This window comes from Lysobacter sp. Soil_C_15 (assembly GCF_057657315.1).
Genome location: NZ_JBDGIR010000011.1, coordinates 34,367 through 52,504, shown reverse-complemented (window position 1 = coordinate 52,504; position 18,138 = coordinate 34,367). Strand labels below are relative to the sequence as shown.

General features: G+C 70.4%; 13 protein-coding genes and 1 riboswitch. Of the genes, 9 read left to right on the top strand and 4 right to left on the bottom strand.

Annotation, left to right across the window (positions count from 1 at the left end):
- Positions 1 to 10 precede the first annotated feature (10 nt).
- Positions 11 to 1,147 (top strand): COG3904 family protein, encoded by a 1,137-nt coding sequence (locus AC3A57_RS20515; protein ID WP_487580595.1) that lies wholly within the window; start codon positions 11 to 13, stop codon positions 1,145 to 1,147.
- 23 nt (positions 1,148 to 1,170) lie between these two features.
- Here AC3A57_RS20515 and AC3A57_RS20510 read toward each other — a convergent pair whose 3' ends face one another.
- The 4 genes from AC3A57_RS20510 to AC3A57_RS20495 all read right to left on the bottom strand — a co-directional run bounded on the left by AC3A57_RS20510 (position 1,171) and on the right by AC3A57_RS20495 (position 6,343).
- Positions 1,171 to 2,217 (bottom strand): aldo/keto reductase, encoded by a 1,047-nt coding sequence (locus tag AC3A57_RS20510; protein ID WP_487580594.1) that lies wholly within the window; start codon positions 2,215 to 2,217, stop codon positions 1,171 to 1,173.
- Between the two features lie 124 nt (positions 2,218 to 2,341).
- Positions 2,342 to 2,698, bottom strand: a complete 357-nt coding sequence (locus AC3A57_RS20505; RefSeq protein WP_487580593.1) for an acyl-CoA thioesterase — start codon at positions 2,696 to 2,698, stop codon at positions 2,342 to 2,344.
- A 144-nt stretch (positions 2,699 to 2,842) separates the two neighbouring features.
- Positions 2,843 to 3,859: a ribonucleotide-diphosphate reductase subunit beta gene (locus AC3A57_RS20500; RefSeq protein WP_487580592.1), complete on the bottom strand. Its 1,017-nt coding sequence runs from the start codon at positions 3,857 to 3,859 to the stop codon at positions 2,843 to 2,845.
- Between the two features lie 132 nt (positions 3,860 to 3,991).
- Entirely contained in the window at positions 3,992 to 6,343 is a 2,352-nt protein-coding gene (locus AC3A57_RS20495; RefSeq protein WP_487580654.1) for a ribonucleoside-diphosphate reductase subunit alpha, read from the bottom strand.
- 416 nt (positions 6,344 to 6,759) lie between these two features.
- A riboswitch (cobalamin riboswitch) is annotated at positions 6,760 to 7,062 on the bottom strand.
- A gap of 122 nt (positions 7,063 to 7,184) precedes the next feature.
- Between AC3A57_RS20495 and AC3A57_RS20490 the strand changes: the two genes are divergently transcribed.
- The 8 genes from AC3A57_RS20490 to AC3A57_RS20455 all read left to right on the top strand — a co-directional run bounded on the left by AC3A57_RS20490 (position 7,185) and on the right by AC3A57_RS20455 (position 18,112).
- A complete protein-coding gene (locus tag AC3A57_RS20490) occupies positions 7,185 to 9,926 on the top strand; it encodes a DUF2339 domain-containing protein (RefSeq protein WP_487580591.1) in 2,742 nt (913 codons plus the stop codon).
- A gap of 17 nt (positions 9,927 to 9,943) precedes the next feature.
- The gene (locus AC3A57_RS20485; RefSeq protein ID WP_487580590.1) at positions 9,944 to 11,320 is read left to right on the top strand and encodes a DUF3999 domain-containing protein; all 1,377 of its coding nucleotides are present in this window, start codon (positions 9,944 to 9,946) and stop codon (positions 11,318 to 11,320) included.
- Positions 11,321 to 12,117: 797 nt separating this feature from the next.
- The gene (locus tag AC3A57_RS20480; RefSeq protein ID WP_487580589.1) at positions 12,118 to 13,293 is read left to right on the top strand and encodes a phosphoglycerate kinase; all 1,176 of its coding nucleotides are present in this window, start codon (positions 12,118 to 12,120) and stop codon (positions 13,291 to 13,293) included.
- The gene (locus AC3A57_RS20475) at positions 13,290 to 13,937 is read left to right on the top strand and encodes an HAD hydrolase-like protein (protein WP_487580588.1); all 648 of its coding nucleotides are present in this window, start codon (positions 13,290 to 13,292) and stop codon (positions 13,935 to 13,937) included. The genes AC3A57_RS20480 and AC3A57_RS20475 overlap by 4 nt, the downstream gene beginning before the upstream one ends.
- A 579-nt stretch (positions 13,938 to 14,516) precedes the next feature.
- Entirely contained in the window at positions 14,517 to 14,738 is a 222-nt protein-coding gene (locus AC3A57_RS20470) for a DUF6289 family protein (protein ID WP_487580587.1), read from the top strand.
- A 148-nt stretch (positions 14,739 to 14,886) separates the two neighbouring features.
- Positions 14,887 to 15,108 carry a DUF6289 family protein gene (locus AC3A57_RS20465; RefSeq protein WP_487580586.1) on the top strand — a complete coding sequence of 74 codons (222 nt, stop codon included), beginning with the start codon at positions 14,887 to 14,889 and terminating at the stop codon, positions 15,106 to 15,108.
- Positions 15,109 to 15,293: 185 nt separating this feature from the next.
- Positions 15,294 to 16,163 (top strand): PhzF family phenazine biosynthesis protein, encoded by an 870-nt coding sequence (locus AC3A57_RS20460; protein ID WP_487580585.1) that lies wholly within the window; start codon positions 15,294 to 15,296, stop codon positions 16,161 to 16,163.
- A gap of 515 nt (positions 16,164 to 16,678) precedes the next feature.
- Complete coding sequence (locus tag AC3A57_RS20455; protein WP_487580584.1) at positions 16,679 to 18,112, top strand: collagen-like triple helix repeat-containing protein; 1,434 nt, start codon at positions 16,679 to 16,681, stop codon at positions 18,110 to 18,112.
- Positions 18,113 to 18,138: the final 26 nt, after the last annotated feature.

Here is an 18,138-nt window from a genome sequence, read left to right as displayed (position 1 = left end):
TGGGTGGAACATGTTTTACAGATGGTCGCTTGCGCTGGGATTGTGTCTGCTGGGCCTGGCGGGCTGCGGCAAAGACGCCGCGCCGGCTCCGGCCCGCGCCGAGAGCGTGACCCTGGGCAGCCAGAACGATCCGGCGCGGGCGATGCCGGCGACCGCCTCGGCGCCGCCGAGCGACGCCGAGGTCCTGCGCGGCACCTATTGGCCGCCGGCCAAGCTCGACAACGGCACGGCGCGGATCAGCTGCGGCTACGACTACCTGGCCGACGGCGACGGCGAGCCGCTGAGCGGACTGGATTTCTTCAGCCTGGTCGACGCCTTGGCGCCGTGCCAGTCGGCCGGGGTGGTGCGGGTGCGCTACGAAGGCAAGATCGGCGCCGGCTTCACCGCCCTGGTGCAGCGGGTCGCGGCGATGGCCGCGCGGATGGAGATCCCGGCCCGGATCCTCGACATCGACTCCAGCGGCGGCCACGTCGAAGAGGCGATCCGCGCCGGCGATTCGATCGCCGAGTCGGGCTGGTCGATCTGGGTGCGCGAGGGCGCGGTCTGCCACAGCGCCTGCGTGCTGGTGCTGGCCGCCGGCGACACCCGCTCGGCCGAGGGCAAGGTCGGCATCCACCGGCTGATGCGCGATCGTTCGACCGCGACCTCGCGCGCCGAACTCAGCCGCGAGCTGCGCGCGATCAACCGCGAAGTGCGCGACTACCTGGAGCGCAACGGCGTCGCCACCGCGGTCGCCGACCTGATGATGACCGTCGCCAACCGCGACCTGCGCATCCTGACGCCCGACGAACTGACCCTGTACGGCCTGGACGGCAGCAACGCGGCCCAGGACGACCTCGACCGGATCCGCCTGACCCGCAAGTGCGGCGAGGATTTCGTGCGCCGGCGCGAGCAGGTGCGGCGCGAGGTCGACGCGCAATGCATGGCCTCCGGCAAGCACTTCGGCGCGCTGCCGGACTGCGCGCGCGAAGTGCAGTCGCGCCACGGCTTCCCCGACCGCAGCTGCCCGCACGACAGCCCGGCCGATCTGTACCTGCACGAGCCGGCGCTGCCGCCTCTGGCGGCGGCGGTGGCGGACGACGAGCCGACCGCGGGCGGGCCGGCCAAGCTCAGCGCGCGCAAGGCCGGCGGCAAGCGCCGCGAATAGGGCGCCGGCCGCGGCCGGGCGGATCACCAGCCGCGCTGGATCGGCCGCGCGCCCAGCATGGCCTGGCGGATGCCGGGCATGGCGAGGAAGTCGTGCGGGAAACCCAGGCGCACCGCGCTGGCCTCGTCCAGGCGCTGCAACTGCGCCGGCTCGAACACGACCTCGAGCGCCTCCAGATTCTCCAGCAACTGCGCCGGAGTGCGCGCGCCGATCACCGGCACGATCGGTCGCGGGCCCTGCAGCAACCAGGCCAGCGCGACCTGCGCCGGGGTGCGCTGCATGTCCTGGGCGACGGCTTTGACCACCTCGGCGATGTCCAGCGCGCGCTCGGTCAGCGCGCCGTTGCCGATCGCCACCGCATGCCGGCCGTGGGCGCCGGCCGGATCGAGGTCGGCGCGGCTGTACTTGCCGCTCAGCACGCCCGAGGCCAACGGCGACCAGGCGGTGACGCCCAGCCCCAGCGCCTGCGCCATCGGCAGCAGTTCGCGCTCGCCGTCGCGCTGGGCCAGGCTGGCTTCGATCTGCAGCGCGATCAGCGGCGACCAGCCGCGCAGCTCGGCCAGAGTCTGCATGCGCGCGGCCTGCCAGGCCGGCAGATCGGAGACGCCCGCGTAGAGCACCTTGCCGGCGCGGACCAGGTCGTCGAAGCCGCGCATCACCTCCTCGGCCGGGGTGGTGTCGTCCCAGGCGTGCAGGTACAGCAGGTCGATGTAGTCGCTGCCGAGCCGGCGCAGGCTGGCCTCGACCGACCGCTGCAGGTTCTTGCGGTGGTTGCCGCCGGCGTTGGGGTCGGCCGGATCCATGCTCAGCGAGTACTTGGTCGCGATCACCAGCGCGTCGCGACGGCCGCGGGCGAACTCGCCGAGCAGGCGCTCGGAGCTGCCGCCGGTGTAGAAGTTGGCGCTGTCGAAGAAGTTGCCGCCGCGCTCGAGGTAGAGATCGAACACTTGCCGCGCTTGTTCGCGGTCGCTGCCCCAGCCCCAGTCGTCGCCGAAGGTCATCGTGCCCAGGCTGACCGGGCTGACGCGCAGGCCGGAGCGGCCGAGGGTGCGGTAATGGTCCAGACGCATTCGCAGTTCCTGATGGGGAAAGTGCGCGCAGTCTAGGAAGCGGGGCGCAGGCGGAATATCCGCAGCTTGCGCTGGCGAGCCGTGCGCCGGCGCGGGCCGCCGAAACGCGGCCCGGAGGCTCCGCTCAGCGGGTCAGCGGCGGCACCGGCGTCGGCGCGCCGTTTCCGTCGAGCGCGATCATGGTGAAGCGACCGCGGGTGGCGAGCTGCGACTCGCCCGACAGCAGGTCTTCCTTGTGCATCTCGACTTCGACCTGCATCGAGGTGCGGCCGGTTTCGACCACCCGCGCGACCAGCTCGACCAGCGCGCCCTTGGGCACCGCGGTATGGAAGTCGATCTGCTCCGAACGCGCGGTCACCACGGTGCGCCGCGCATAGCGCGAGGCGGCGATGAACGCGGCCTTGTCCATCCACGCCAGCGCCTGGCCGCCGAACAGCGTGCCCAGATGATTGGTGTGGTCGGGGAATACGATTTCGGTCATGCGGGCTTCGGTCATGGCGGCGGGCGAGTAAGGAGGAGCGAGTGAAGAGGAGCGAGGAGTGAGCCGGATGGGGATAGGAGGGGAGCCTTGCGGCTGCTCACAACTCACTCCTCTGCGCTCGCTTCTCTATGCTGGTTTCTCGGATCAGAACGCTTCGTCGAACGCGACTTCGCCCTGCACGCCGACCTGGTAGGCCGAGACCCGGCGTTCGAAGAAGTTGGTCACTTCCTGCACGTCCTGCAGGTCCATGAAGGCGAACGGATTGGACGCGCCGAAATGCTTGGGCATGCCGAGCTGGACCATGCGCTGGTCGGCGCAATACTGCAGGTACTGGCGCATGTCCTTCAGCGACAGGCCGACCACGCCGCCGGACAATACGTCCTGGGCGAACAGGCACTCGCATTCGACCGCTTCCTCGAACATCTTCACCACCTGCGCGCGCAGGTCGGCGTCGAACAGGTCGGGTTCCTCTTCGCGCGCGGTGCGGATGACTTCGAACGCGAACGCCATGTGGCAGCTCTCGTCGCGGAACACCCAGTTGGTGCCCGAGGCCAGGCCGTTGAGCAGGCCGCGCGAGCGCAGGTAGTAGACGTAGGCGAAGGCGGCGAAGAAGAACAGGCCTTCGATGCAGCCGGCGAAGCAGATCAGGTTGAGCAGGAACTGGCGGCGCTGCTCGCGGGTCTCGATCCGCTTCAAGTCCTGGATCGAGTCGATCCAGCGGAAGCAGAACTCGGCCTTGGCCCGGATCGAGGGGATGTTCTCGACCGCGGCGAAGGCCTTGGCGCGCTCGTTCGGATCCGGCAGGTAAGTGTCGAGCAGGGTCAGGTAGAACTGCACGTGCAGCGCTTCCTCGTACAGCTGCCGCGACAGGTACATGCGCGCTTCCGGCGCGTTGATGTGCTGGTACAGGTTCAGCACCAGGTTGTTGGCGACGATGCTGTCGCCGGTGGCGAAGAACGCGACCAGGCGTTCGACCAGGTGCCGCTCGGCCGGGCCGAACTTGTGCTTGAGGTCGTTGACGTCCTGCGAGAAATCGACTTCCTCGACGGTCCAGGTGTTGCGGATCGCGTCGCGGTACATCTCGTAGAAATGCGGATAGCGCATCGGCCGCAGGGTGAGATCGAAGCCGGGATCGAGCAGGCGGGGCGGAGCGATGGACATGGCGGTTCCTTGATGCTTTTCCCTTCTGCCGCGCGCGGCAGAAGGTGCCCGAAGGGCGGATGAGGGCGGTGCGGGCGCGCGGCCCTCACCCCAACCCCTCTCCCGCATGCGGGAGAGGGGCTTTGCGGCGCGTTACTGGCAGGCTTCGCAGGCTTCCGGGTTTTCCAGCGAGCAGGCGATGGCCTCGCTGGGCGTGTAGTCCGGCTTGGGCGCGGCCGCAGCGGCCGGGGCGCTGACCGTGGTCTTGGCGATCTTGGTCGCCGGGCGCGAACGCAGGTAGTAGGTGGTTTTCAGGCCCTTCTTCCAGGCGTACATGTACATCGAGCTGAGCTGGCCGATGTTCGGGCTTTCGATGAACAGGTTGAGCGACTGGCTCTGGTCGATGTAGGCGCCGCGGTCGGCGGCCATGTCGATCAGCGAGCGCATCGGCAGCTCCCAGGCGGTGCGGTAGACCTGGCGCAGCGATTCGGGGATCTCGTTCACCGCCTGGATCGAGCCTTCGGCCATCTTGATCCGGTCGCGCATGTCCGCGGTCCACAGGCCCAGGCGCTTGAGCTCTTCGACCAGGTACTTGTTGACCACCAGGAAGTCGCCGGACAGCGTCTCGCGCTTGAACAGGTTCGACACCTGCGGCTCGATGCATTCGTAGCAGCCGGCGATCGAGGCGATGGTCGCGGTCGGGGCGATCGCGATCAACAGCGAATTGCGCAGGCCGTGCTCGGCGATGCGCTTGCGCAGCGCGTCCCAACGCTCGGGCTGCGAAGGCGTCACGCCCCAGGCTTCGAACTGCAGCTCGCCGACCGAGGCGCGGGTGTCGGCGAAGGCCGGGTGCCGGCCGTGCTCCATCGCCAGTTCGTTCGACGCCGACAAGGCGTGGAAGTAGATCGCCTCGGCGATCTCCTGGGCGAGCTTGCGCGCCGGTTCCGAGTCGAACGGCAGGCGCAGCTTGAAGAACACGTCCTGCAGGCCCATCGAGCCCAGGCCGACCGGGCGCCACTTGAGGTTGGCGCGGCGCGCGGTCTCGATCGGGTAGAAGTTCAGGTCGATGACCCGGTCGAGCTGGCGCACGGCCAGGCGCACGGTCTCGGCCAGCTTGTCGAAATCGAACGCACCCTTGCCGTCCTCGTATATCTCGACGTGGTGCGAGAGATTGATCGAGCCCAGGTTGCACACCGCGGTCTCGTCCTGCGAGGTGACCTCGAGGATCTCGGTGCACAGGTTCGACAGATGGATGACGTTGCCGTCGCGCAGGGTCTGGTTGGACGCGCGGTTGGACTTGTCCTTGAAGTTCATCCAGCCGTTGCCGGTCTGCGCCAGGGTGCGCATCATCCGGCCGTAGATGTCGCGCGCCTTGACCTTCTTGGTCGCCAGGCCGGCGGCTTCGGCGGCGCGGTAGGCGCGCTCGAACGCCTCGCCCCACAGGTCGGTCAGCTGCGGCACCTTGGCCGGGTCGAACAGCGACCAATCGCCGTCGGCTTCGACCCGGCGCATGAATTCGTCCGGAATCCAGTTGGCCAGGTTGAGGTTATGGGTGCGGCGCGCTTCGTCGCCGGTGTTGTCGCGCAGTTCGAGGAATTCCTCGACGTCGGCGTGCCAGGGCTCCAGATACACGCAGGCCGCGCCCTTGCGCTTGCCGCCCTGGTTGACCGCGGCGACCGAGGCGTCGAGGGTCTTCAGCCACGGCACGATGCCGTTGGACAGGCCGTTGGTCGAGCGGATCAGCGAGCCGCGCGAACGGATCCGGGTATAGCTCAGGCCGATGCCGCCGCTGAACTTGCTCAGCTTGGCCACGTCCATGTAGCGCTTGTAGATCGCTTCCAGCGAATCGTCCGGCGAGTCCAGGAGGAAGCAGCTCGACAGCTGCTCGTGGGTGGTGCCGGCGTTGAACAGGGTCGGCGAGGACGGAATGTAGTCGAGCTGGGCCATGCGCCGGTACAGCGCCAGGGCGTCGCCGACGTCCTCGCTGAGCGCGCAGGCGATGCGCAGGAAGAACTGCTGCGGGGTCTCGATCACGGTGCGCGCGGTCGGGTGGCGCAGCAGGTAACGGTCGTAGAGGGTGCGCAGGCCGAAGTAATCGAAGCGGGCGTCCAGGCCGCGGTCGATCGCGTCGTTGAGCTTGCGCGCATGGGCCTGGACGAATTCGAGCAGGCGCTGGTTGATCAGGCCGAGCTCGTGGCCGCGCTGGATCGACTGCGAGAAAGCGTGGATCTCGACTCCGGCGACTTCCTTCTCGATCACCCCGGCCAGCAGGCGCGCGGCGAGGCGGCCGTACTCGGGCTCCTCGGCGGTCAGCAGGGCGGCGGTGCGGATCGACAGTTCGTCGAGTTCGCGGGTGGTCGCGCCGTCGTACAGGCCGGAGATGGTGCGGGTGGCCACGCGCATCGGGTCGACCGAGTACAGGCCTTCGCCGCAGCGGGTCACCGCGCGCACGATCTTGTTCAGGTCGACCGGTTCGCGGCGGCCGCTGCGCTTGGTCACGCTCATGGTGAGGTTGGCCGCGGGCGGCGTCAGGGCGAAGCCGGGCGCGGCGGAGGCGTCCTGGCGGGTCGGGGCGGCGCCGGCGGGGGCGGCGGCGACGGAAGGATCGGTGGCGAGCGTGGTCATGGGCGTCTCCGGGGCATGGGCGCACGGGTCGCCGTCCTTCCCGCGAAGGGCGGCGTGCGGAAAGCGCGGACGCGCCATCGCGACGGGCCGCGCGCGCGGCGTCGCCGATGGCACGGCCGTGCCCCCGCGGGCGCGGAAACTCGGGAGCGTGCTGGCAGGGTGTCGCACGCGCCGAGACGGGCGCGGCCCGTTCCGCGCATGGCGCCGAAACGGACGGACGCGGCGGCGGCGAGGCCCTCGCGTTGCGACACCGGCCGTCTTCCCCCGAAGACTCCTGGGCCGGTACCGCGCGGTGTGCAGGCGCGCGGCTGTCGGCAGGTCTTCGGGCTCGGGACTTGAGAGCGAGAAAAGAGCGCAGAGAAGCGAGGAGTGAGTAAAGCCCTTGGGGCCGCTTGTCTCACTTCTCGCTGCTCTGCGCTCCACTCCTCGCTCTTGCCTACTAAGGCCGCTTCCCAGGCGCTCCGCCCAGTGCCATGACCCGTTCGTTTCCCATACCGCTGCGGGGCAGCGCCGGCTTCGGGCGGCGTCCAACGCCTTGCCCCTACCGGCTTCCCTTTTCGGCCGATCTCGCGACCGGCACCGACGGGCACAACATAGTGTGGTTCGCTCGATCCGTCAACGCGATATATGGTGAGGCAGTGAGATGCGAGGAGAGTCAAGCCCCTTAATCGCCAAGCCCGGCATGGTGTAACGTGCGCGCCATAAGGACCGGGAAAGCGTGATGGAATCACTACTCGTGTTGCTGGCGCTGGCGGTGCTGCTGGTGCCGGTCTTGCTCGTGGTCGCCCTGGTCCAGATCGCCGGGCTGAAGTCGCGGGTGAGCGAACTGGAGCGCGTGCTGACCGGCCTGCGCAGCCAGGCCGAGACGCGCGAACCGACCCTGGCCGAACGCATGGCGGGCGAAGCGCCGCCGCGGCCGGTCCCGGCCACTGCGCCGCCAGCGGCCGTCGCGGCCCAGGACGGTCCGGCGTCCGCATCGCCGCCGCCGCCGCCGTTGCCGTCGGCCCCGCCGGTGGCCGCGCGCGCCGCGCCGCCGCCCTTGCCGCCGCGCCCAGCCGCGCCGCGGGCGCCGGCCGCACCTCCGCCGCCGGACGTGTTCACGCTCGGCTTGCGCTGGCTGCGGCGCTGGTTCAGCGAAGGCAACGTGCCGGTCAAGGTCGGCGTGCTGGTGTTGTTCGCCGGCGTCGCCGCCCTGCTGAAGTACGCCAGCGACCAGGGCTGGATGCGCCTGCCGATGGAATTGCGCCTGAGCGGCGTGGCCCTGGCGGCGATGGCCGGCCTGGTGTTCGGCTGGCGCCAGCGCGAACGCAAGCGGGCGTTCGCCTTGAGCCTGCAGGGCGGCGCGATCGGCGTGCTGCTGCTGGTGGTGTTCGCCGCGTTCAAGCTGTACGGGATGATCCCGGCCGCGGCCGCGTTCGGACTCAGCGTGGCCCTGGTGGCCGGCGCCGGGGTGCTGGCGGTGCGACAGAACGCGCTGGCGCTGGCGGTGTTCGCGATCCTGGCCGGCTTCCTCGCGCCGATCTGGCTGTCGACCGGCTCGGGCAACCACGTCGCCCTGTTCGGCTATTACGCCGTGCTCAACGCCGGCATCTTCGCCATCGCCTGGTGGCGGCCGTGGCGGGCGCTGAACCTGCTCGGCTTCGCCTTCACCTGGGGCATCGGCACGCTGTGGGGCGTGCTGCGCTACCGCGCCGAGCACTTCGCCAGCACCGAACCGTTCCTGCTGCTGTTCTTCGCCTTCTATCTGCTGATCCCGGTGCTGTACGCACGCCGCCGCGCCGCCGGGCGACGCGACCTGATCGACGGCTGCCTGGTGTTCGGCACGCCGTTGATCGCGTTCTCGCTGCAAGCGGGTTTGCTGGAAGGCGAGCGCATGCCGCTGGCGTTCTGCGCGCTGGGCCTGGGCGCGCTGTACGCGCTGCTGGCCGCGGCGCTGCGCCGCGATGCGCGCTTCGTCGGCCTGGCCACGCCCTATGCCTTGCTCGCGGTGGGCTTTGCGACCCTGGCGATCCCCTTGGCCCTGGCGGCCGAAGCCACCGCCTGCGTGTTCGCCCTGGAAGGCGCGGCCTTGGTCTGGCTGGGCCTGCGCCAGCACCGCCTGCTGCCGCAGCTGACCGGCGCCGGCCTGCAACTGGCGGCCGCCTTCGCGTTCGCGATCGGCGCCAGCGATGCGGTGTGGGACGCGCAGCGTCCGCTGCTCAATGCCAGCTTCGCCGGCGCGCTGCTGATCGCCGTCGCCGGTTTCGCCAGCGCCTGGAGCCATCGCCGCAGCGCCGCGCCGCGACTGGCCTTGCCGTATTACGTTTGGGGGCTGGCCTGGTGGCTGGGCGCGGTCGGCAGCGAGATCGCCGAGTTTGTGATGGCGCGCGAACGCGTCGATGCGGTGCTGATGCTGATCGCTGCGACCGGCCTGGCCGCGGCCGAGGTGTTCCGCCGCCACGATTGGCGCGCGCTGTCGGCGACCGCGACCTTGGCCCTGCTCGCGGCGGTGCCGCTGGTGTTCGCCCAGGTCGAAGCGCACGGGCAGCCGTTTGCCGCATTGGGCGGGCTGGCCTGGGCGGCGTATGCGCTATGCGGCGCGCGCAGCCTGGCCGCGCTGCGCGAGCGCGCCGGAGCGGAACTCGGTTTCGCCCATGCCGGCTGGCTGTGGGCCTGGACCTTGGCGATCGGCATCGGCCTGCACCGCTGGCTGCGGCCCGACGGCCGCACGGTGCCGGTCGACGAGGTCTACGGCAGTGGCTGGGGCGCCGCGGCGGTGCTGTTGCCGGTGCTGGCGAGCGCGGCCCTGCTGCTGTGGCGTCCGCGCGCGATCGGCTGGCCGGTGGCGGCGCAGTTGCCGCGTTGGCGCGCGCCGTCGCTGGCCTCGTTCCTGCTGGCGGCGTGGCTGGCGATCGCGCTGTACGCTTTCGACCCGGCGCGGTCCTCGCCGCTGCCGTGGTTGCCGCTGTTGAATCCGCTCGGCCTGCTGCAGTGGGCGGCGCTGGCGATCGCCGGCGTGTGGCTGGCCTCGCCGCTGGTCGAGGCCGGCCTGGGCAGGCGCCGCGTGCCGTTGCTGGCGGCGGCCGGGTTCGGCCTGATCACCCTGGAGGTGCTGCGCGCTGCGCATGCCTGGGGCGCAGTGTCCTGGGGACCGTCGATGTTCGACACCAGCCTGGTGCAGACCAGCCTGACCGTGGTCTGGAGCGTGCTCGGCGTGGCCGGCTGGATCGCCGGCTCGCGCCGCGGCCAGCGCGGCCTGTGGCTGGCCGGAGCGGTGCTGATGGCGGTGGTGCTGGCCAAGCTGGTGCTGGTCGACCGCGGCCACCTCGGCAATCTGCTCGGCATCGCCTCGTTCATCGCCTACGGCCTGCTGTGCACCGTGGTCGGCTACTTCGCGCCGGCGCCGCCGTCCGCTGCGGCGCCGGCAGCGCGTTCTTCGTCCTCGACGGCAACCTCATCCGACTCCGCGGAGACCGGCGTTTGAACTTCCCGACTGTTGCGTTGCGTTCCCTGCCGCGCGCGTTCGCCGCGCTGTGCCTGCTGCCGCTCGCCGCCGTCGCCGCGCCACGCGACGACTACGCGCGCCAATGGCCGTTGCGGCTCGGCCGCGACGACGGCGGCGCCTACCGGGTGGTGCTGGACGAGTCGGTGTACCGCCAGGTGCGCGATGCGCGATTGCGCGACCTCGACGTGCTCGACAGCGCCGGCAGGCCGGTGCCGGCGGCGGTGTTCGCGCCGGAACAGCCGCTGGCGCGCGCGCCGCAACGCGCCAGCCTGCCGTGGTTCGCCTTGCCGGCCGCGCCGGCGGACGCGGCCGGCGCGGGTTGGGAGCTGATCAGCGAGGTCGAAACCGACGGCCGCCTGCGCCGGGTCGAAGCGCGCAGCACCGGCGGCGCGCGCGCGCCGCAGACCGCGTTGTTGATCGATGCCAGCCGGCTGCGCTCGCCGATTCTGGCGCTGGAACTGGAATGGGCGCCCGGCGCCGCGCTGGAGGCGACGTACCGGGTCGAGGCCAGCGACGATCTCGACCGATGGCGCGCGGTGCCGAGCAGCGGCCGGCTGATCGACCTGCAGCGCGGCGGCCAGCGCTTGCTGCAGCGGCGCATCGTGTTCGATCCGGTCGGCGAGCAGGCGCGCTATCTGCGCCTGACCCCGCAGGATCCGAACGCGACGGCGCCGATCAGCGCAGTGATGGCCGAACTGGCCGCGGACGCGGCGACCGCGCCCTTGCAATGGCGCGAGCTCACCGGGCGTCGGGTCGAACAGAGCGAGGGCCGGGTCGAGTTCGAGTTCGAGCTCGACGGACGCTTTCCGATCCAGCAGGCCGACGTGGCCCTGCCGGGCAATCACGCCCTGGAGTGGCGGCTGAGCAGCCGCGACACGGCCGAGGGGCATTGGGTCGCGCGCGCCGGGCCGTGGATGGCGTACCGGGTCGATGGCGAAGGCGCCGGCGACCGCTCGGCTGCGCGCCAGTTGGCGGCGACGGTGCGCGACCGCCACTGGCGGCTGCGCGCCAACGGCGCGGTGCCGGGCGAGCCGGTGCTGCGCCTGGGCTACCGGCCCGAAGTCGCGGTGTTCCTGGCCCAGGGCGAGCCGCCGTACGCCCTGGTCGCCGGCAGCGCGCGCGCGGCGCGCGCCGATTCGCCGTTGGCGGAGTTGATCGAGACCTTGCGCCAGCGCCGCGGCAGCGACTGGCAACCGGCCGAGGCCAGCCTGGGCGCCTCGGCGGCCTTGGCGGGCGAGGCGGCGCTGGTGCCGCCGGAGCCGAAGCGGGATTGGCGTTCGTGGGTGCTGTGGGCGGTGCTGGTGGCGGGCGCGCTGATCGTCGCCGGTTTCGCTTTCAGCCTGCTGCGCTCGGGCCCGCCGCCGGCGGCGTGAGCCGACCGTCGTCTCTGCACGCGCAGGAAACCCACCGCCGTTGTCGTGGACCGAAGCCCGAAACTGTCGCGTGGGGTAGGAGCGGCGTCCCACAGGGATTTCCTTCGGTCACAAGCCGCGACCACGGGACGCGCAGAGAAGCCAAGACCGTCGTCAGCGATCGAAGCCCGAAGCTATCGTCTGTAGGAGCGGCGTCCCACAGGGATTTCCTTAGGTCACAAGCCGCGACCACGGGACGCGCAGAAAACCCAAGACTGCCGTCAGCGATCGAAGCTCGAAGCTATCGTCTGTAGGAGCGGCGCAAGCCGCGACCGCGTTCTTGCGGTCGCGGCGTTAGTCGTTCGCAGGTCTCTGAAGCTCCAGAGCTCAAAGCTCAAACCAAAGCTTCCGCCCGCAAGCGGCCGGGTCACTTTCTTTGTCCAAGGCGACAAAGAAAGTAAGCAAAGAAAACGCCATGGCTGTTTCGAGTCAAGAGCCACTATGGGACGACGTTTGCGCGGGGCTGCTCCGCACAGGCCCTCCCTGGCCTGGCTGCGCACGGCCCGCCTCCCTGCGGGCCGCCCTCCGGGGCTTCAGAGCGTTCTCGCGAGATCCAAGCGGCGCCAAGCTGTTCACGGCAAAGGCGGCGGCTTTGACGTCCTAATCCCGAATCCGAATCCCCATCCCCATCCCCATCCCCGCCATTCAGCCCCGAAGGTTCCTTTCGGCTCCCCGCGCCGCGACAATAGCCGGCCCAGCGCCGGCTGCCGCCGGCCGCGTCCCCCGCCCGCATTCCCCGCATCGCCCCAGGAGGCCCCGTGTCCATCGTCCGCATGACCGATCTCGATCTCGCCGGCAAGCGCGTGCTGATCCGCGAAGATCTCAACGTGCCCATCGACGATGGCCGGATCACCTCGGAGCAGCGCATCCTCGCCGCCCTGCCGACCTTGAAGCTGGCGTTGGAGAAGGGCGCGGCGGTGATGGTCACCTCGCACCTGGGCCGTCCCAAGGAAGGCCAGTGGAGCCAGGCCGATTCGCTGGCGCCGGTGGCCCAGCGCTTGTCCGAGCTGCTCGGCATCGAGGTGCCGCTGGTCAAGGATTGGGTCGGCGGCGTCGACGTGCAGCCGGGCCAGCTGGTGCTGCTGGAGAACTGCCGCATGAACGTCGGCGAAGGCAAGGACGACGAAGCCCTGTCCAAGCAGTACGCGGCGCTGTGCGACGTGTTCGTGATGGACGCCTTCGGCACCGCGCATCGCGCCCAGGCCTCCACCCACGGCGCGATCCGTCATGCCAAGGTCGCCGCCGGCGGCCCGCTGCTGATGGCCGAGCTGGATGCGCTGGCCAAGGCGCTGGACAACCCGGCGCGGCCGCTGCTGGCGATCGTCGCCGGCTCCAAGGTTTCGACCAAGCTGGAACTGCTGTCCTCGCTGGTGTCCAAGGTCGACCAGTTGATCGTCGGCGGCGGCATCGCCAACACCTTCATCGCCGCGATGGGCTTTGCGGTCGGCAAGTCGCTGGTCGAGACCGACCTGATCGACACCGCCAGGAAGATCATGGCCGATGCCAAGGCGCGCGGCGCCGATATCCCGGTGCCGACCGACGTGGTGGTGGCGCCGGCCTTCGCCGCCGATGCGCCGGCCACGGTCAAGGCGGTCGATGCGGTCGATGCCGACGACATGATCCTCGACATCGGCCCGGACACCGCCGCGCGTTACGCCGAGCTGATCAAGAACGCCGGCACCGTGGTCTGGAACGGCCCGGTCGGCGTGTTCGAATTCGACGCCTTCGGCAAGGGCACCGAAACGCTGGCGCGCGCGATCGCCGCGTCGAAGGCGTTCTCGATCGCCGGCGGCGGCGACACCCTGGCCGCGGTCGACAAATACGACATCGCCGGCGAGGTGTCCTACATCTCCACCGGCGGCGGCGCCTTCCTCGAATTCCTGGAAGGCAAGGAACTGCCGGCGGTGGCCGCGCTCAGGCAGCGCGCGGCGTGAGCGCTCGGCGCGCGCTGTTCTTCGATCTCGACGGCACCCTGATCGATTCCTCGCTCGGCATCACCCGCTCGATCGCTTACGCGTTCGAGCGGCTGGAGCATCCGGTGCCCGACGACGCCGCCCTACGCGGCTGGATCGGGCCGGCCTTGCGCACCAGCTTCGCCCCCTTGCTCGGCGACGCGGCGCGGGTCGAGCAGGCGGTGGCGTTGTACCTGGAGCGTTATGGCCGCGAAGGCTGGACCGAGCACACCGTCTACGACGGCGTGTCCGAGATGCTGGATGCGGCGCACGCGGCGGGGCATCGACTGGCGGTGGTGACCGCCAAGAACGAGGACAATGCGCGCAAGATCCTCGCCCACCTGCCGTTCGGCGAGCGCTTCGACGACGTGATCGGCTCGACCGTCGACGGCCGCCTGACCCACAAGGTCGATCTGATCGGCGAAGCGCTGCGGCGTCTGGAAGTGCGCGCGCAGGACTGCCTGATGATCGGCGACCGGCGCATGGACATCGAAGGCGCGGCCGAGCACGGCATGGGCAATATCGGCGTGTTGTGGGGATTCGGCAGCGAAGACGAACTGCGCGAAGCCGGCGCGCAGCGCCTGGCGCACACGCCGGCGCAGCTGCCGGCGTTGTTCGCGGCCTGAGTGCGGCGCGAGCGAGGCGTCCCGCTTCGAAGAGGGTAGGGCGGGGGCTTGGTCGTTGTCACGACCAGCGACAGCAAATCCCCCGCGCGCCATGCGCTGCTCAGCCGTCGGTCTTGCGCCGGGCGCTGGCCCCCTTTTTCAAAGGGGGCGGTCGATGACGCGCTCGGTTCTCGGTAATCCGATGATCCGATGGTTCGACGGTCCGACGGTCCGACGGTCCGATGGTCCGATGGTCCGATGGTCCGATGGAGCTGCCTTTGCAGTTCCCCCCTTTGAAAAAGGGGGGCAGGGGGGATTTGCTCTTGCCGCTGCATCCAGTGCGCGGTTTCGATGTGCGAGCTCGTAATCGGCATGTGTTGCCAGTTCCGCGTCGCGGCTCACGCCGCTCCTACGGGCGGCGAGGCCGTGCTCCAGGCTGGGGCGACGGCTGCGTTTCGCCGCATTTCGCGGCAATCGCGATAGCAATCACGTTTGCGAAAAGTGGTCACAATCGCTTAACGCCGGTTTTATGCCGGTGCGACAGGGCTGGCCTATGGTGCGCGAGCGGCGAATGAGCGCCGCACCAAAGGGAGAGACTGCATGCGTCGTATCGGAATGTTCGCTGCCGTGTTCGCGGTGGCGCTGGCGGGTAGCGTGTCGTTCAATGCACTGGCCAACAGCTGGCAGGGCACCTGGTACTACTACGACGCCGAAGGCGCGCAGGTCGGCAAGTGGACCGCGGGCTGCGGCGCCGCCGACGGCCGCTGGGGCGTGGTCACCGAGAACAAGCGCTTCGTGCAGGGCTGCGCGGTCGAGAGCTGAGTCCCGCGCGCCGGACCCATGCCGGCCATTGCGACGGTCGCGTCGCCGGAGGGCCCGCCTGCGCGGGCCTTCCGTCCGCGCAAGCGGTCGCGCGCGCCGCATGGGCGCAGTCGTCTTATCGATCGTCGTCACGACAGGAGAGACTCACATGCGTCACTTGATCACCGCCGCGGCCGTGGCCGCGTTCGCCGGCGCGCTCGCGCTGGCCGGCAACGTCTTGGCCGCGCCGCCGGGCGAGGGTTATTCGATCACCTATTTCGGCCCGGACGGCGAAGTCGTCGGCGGCGCGACCGCGCACTGCAGCGGCGAATACCTGTCCTGGGGCGACCGCACCGCGACCTACGACAAGCGCACCTGGTACTGCGATTGAGCGACGGCGGACGGTGCGGCCGGGCCGTTAGGCCGCGCCGTCCCTTTTTGCCGCGAGGTGCGGCCGTTCGGCCGCGCCTTCCCTCTTGTCGCGCAGCGCGGTTTGGCTGCGCGGCACTTGAGCATGCAGCGCGTACCGATCGCCGATCTCCGGCGAGCCGCGGCGATAACCGTTAGGCTGCGCGCATGAAGCCGCGCCGCTATCTGCAACTGGACGTATTCGCCGAACGCATCGGCGCCGGCAATCCGCTCGCGGTGGTGCTGGACGCGGACGATCTGGACTCGGCGCGGATGCAATCGTTCGCCGCCTGGACCCATTTGCCGGAAACCATCTTCCTGTTGCCGCCGGGCCCCGGCGCCGACTACCGCGTGCGCATCTTCACCCCGACCCAAGAACTGCCGTTCGCCGGCCATCCCAGCGTCGGTGCGGCCTGGGCGGCGCTCGATGCGGGATTGGTGCCGGCCGATGCCGACAGCCTGTTGCAGGACTGCGCAGCCGGCCGCCTGCCGGTGCGCGTGCGGCGCGACGAGAACGGCATTCGCATCGCCGTGCGCGCGCCGCGTGCGCGGCCTTGCGCCGCCGACCAGGCGCGCCGATTCGCGCTCGAGCGGGCCTTCGCCGGCATCGCGCGCGGCGCGCTCGGCTTGCGTTTGTGGGACAACGGGCCGCGCTGGTGGCTGCTGGAACTCGCCGACGAAGCCGGCGTGCGCGGTCTGCGCGCCGACTTCGCCGCGATCCGCGCCGCTACCGACGGCGATGCGCTCGGAGTGGCGGTGTTCGCCCGCAGCGACGGCGCCGACGGCGCGCACTACACGGCGCGCGCGTTCTGCCCCAGCGACGGCATCGACGAAGACCCGGTCACCGGCAGCGCCAATGCGGCGATCGCCGCGGCCCTGCTCGACGCCGGACGCATCGCTTCCGGCAGCGCGTATCGGGTCAGCCAGGGCCGCGAAGTCGGACGCGACGGTTGGGTCGAGGTGCGCGTGGAAGACGACGGCGAGGTCTGGATCGGCGGCGCGGTGCAGGCGACGATCCGCGGCGAACTGGTGTGGTGAGCGCGGCCGTCCGTGCCGCGGTGAGTAAAGCGATTGCCGACGATGCGTAGTTGATGCGCAAATTGCGTAATGAATGCCTGGAAAGTTTCGCTGTGCCGCTTCGCGGGCGGCGTTGCGGCCTGCCTGCGTACGTACACGCATGGAGCACGTTCGGGTGGTCGTTGATCCGCCGACGCTCGACGCGGGCCGAGGGCTAGGGATCCGGCCGAGCCTCTGCCGTCCCGACGGTGTCCTGTCGCCCGGGAAGTTCGCGTTTCAGCGCGTGAAAATGAACGAAAATCACCTTCGCTCACGACAAATGCCGGCTGTCAGAAAGCGAAGTGCTTCTATCTATAAATGTGGCTTTCGTCACGTTTTATTTGCGATGAATGGGAGCAGGCTAAATCGCGATACACACCTAAAAGCACCCCGAACGTGTGTTATCGATGCCTGGCCCGATGACGTGCCCCCAGCGAGCGCGGCCTGGCTGACCATCTCAGGCACGAGGCGGCCGCACGCCGCCACAGGAGGACGTGATGGACTCTCAGACCTTGCTCAAGGCCCTTTCCTATAGCCTGCTCGCCGCGTGCATCGCGGCGGCGACGGTATCGACCACCGGCTGCTCCGGTTCCGGCGGCGTCAAATCGAGTTTCAACCCCGGTGCGGGCGGCGGCGACGGCAGCGGCTCGGGCGGCGGCGGCTCCGGTGGCGGCGGTTCGGGCGGTGGCGGCTCCGGTGGCGGCGGTTCCGGCGGCGGCGGCTCGGGCGGCGGCGGTTCCGGTGGGGGTGGCGGTGGGGGTGGCGGCGGCGGGACCCCCGGCGGTCCGGGCAGCCCCGGCACGGGCACCTCGGTGCCGGGCAATCCGATCGGTTCGGTCGCGACCACCGGCGGCAACCTGCTCAACAGCGTCGGCGGCGCGATCAGCGGCCTCAGCGGACAGATTCCCAACCAGGCCCTGCTCGGCGGCAGCACCCCGACGACCAACGGCTTGGCCACGGTCGTCGACGATCTCGGCAAGACCGTCAGCAGCCTCGGCACGGCGACCAGCGGCGGCCTGGGCCAGACCGGCAACATCGCCAATCCGGTCGGCGCCACCGCGGCCGGCCTGGATACGGTGGTGATCAACGCCGGCACCACGGTCGACGATCTGGGCAAGACCGTAGCCACGGTCGGCGCCTTCCAGGGCTCGCCGATCCAGCCGCTGACCAGCGCGGCCGGCAGCCTGGTATCGACCGCGGGCGGTGCGATCAAGACCACCGGCGGCAAGGTCGGCGGCTTGGTCGAAGGTCCGACGGGTACGGCCCTGACCGGTGCGGTCAGCGGCATCCTCAATCCGGTCGCCGGCATCGGTCAGGCCAACGGCGGTACCACCGGCGGCAACGGCGGCGGCAATCTGGTCGCCAATGTCTCGCGCAGCGTCGGCGGGGTGACCTCGGGCGTGGCCGCCGCCGGCGGCACGCTCGGCGGCCAGATCGCCGCGGCGCCGGTACCGGGCGGCGCGGCCGGCCTGGTCGGCGGCGCGGTGCAGGGCGTCAGCGGCAACCTCGGCACGGTCGGCGCCGGCATCACCGCGGGCATGGGCAATGCCGGCAGCATCGCCAATCCGGTCGGCATCACCGTCGGCTCGGCAGCCGGCGGCGTCGCCGGGGTCGGCGGCACGGTCGGCAACCTCGGCGCCGCGGTCGCCAGCACCGGCGCGTCGACGCCGTTGGCGCCGGCGACCAGCGCGCTCGGCGGTGCGGTATCCAGCGTCGGCGGTGTGGTGACCACGGTCGGCGGCACCGCCGCGGCGGCGACCAACGGCGGCGTGCTGCAGCCGGTGACCCAGGCCTTGAATACGGTGGTCAACGGCGCGGCGGCGGCGACTCCGCTCAACAACCAGAACGGCGGCCTGCTCGGCGGCGCGGTCAGCGGCACCGACGGCAAGGGCGGCCTGCTCGGCACCGGTCTGTTGGGCCGCAAGAAGTAACGAATGAGCAGGGGAGCGTGCGCGCG

Coding starts and splice junctions, on each gene's coding strand:
- AC3A57_RS20515 (WP_487580595.1), top strand. CDS start 11: ATGTTTTACAGATGGTCGCTTGCGCTGGGATTGTGTCTGCTGGGCCTG.
- AC3A57_RS20510 (WP_487580594.1), bottom strand. CDS start 2,217: ATGCGTCTGGACCATTACCGCACCCTCGGCCGCTCCGGCCTGCGCGTC.
- AC3A57_RS20505 (WP_487580593.1), bottom strand. CDS start 2,698: ATGACCGAAATCGTATTCCCCGACCACACCAATCATCTGGGCACGCTG.
- AC3A57_RS20500 (WP_487580592.1), bottom strand. CDS start 3,859: ATGTCCATCGCTCCGCCCCGCCTGCTCGATCCCGGCTTCGATCTCACC.
- AC3A57_RS20495 (WP_487580654.1), bottom strand. CDS start 6,343: ATGAGCGTGACCAAGCGCAGCGGCCGCCGCGAACCGGTCGACCTGAAC.
- AC3A57_RS20490 (WP_487580591.1), top strand. CDS start 7,185: ATGGAATCACTACTCGTGTTGCTGGCGCTGGCGGTGCTGCTGGTGCCG.
- AC3A57_RS20470 (WP_487580587.1), top strand. CDS start 14,517: ATGCGTCGTATCGGAATGTTCGCTGCCGTGTTCGCGGTGGCGCTGGCG.
- AC3A57_RS20465 (WP_487580586.1), top strand. CDS start 14,887: ATGCGTCACTTGATCACCGCCGCGGCCGTGGCCGCGTTCGCCGGCGCG.
- AC3A57_RS20460 (WP_487580585.1), top strand. CDS start 15,294: ATGAAGCCGCGCCGCTATCTGCAACTGGACGTATTCGCCGAACGCATC.
- AC3A57_RS20455 (WP_487580584.1), top strand. CDS start 16,679: ATGGACTCTCAGACCTTGCTCAAGGCCCTTTCCTATAGCCTGCTCGCC.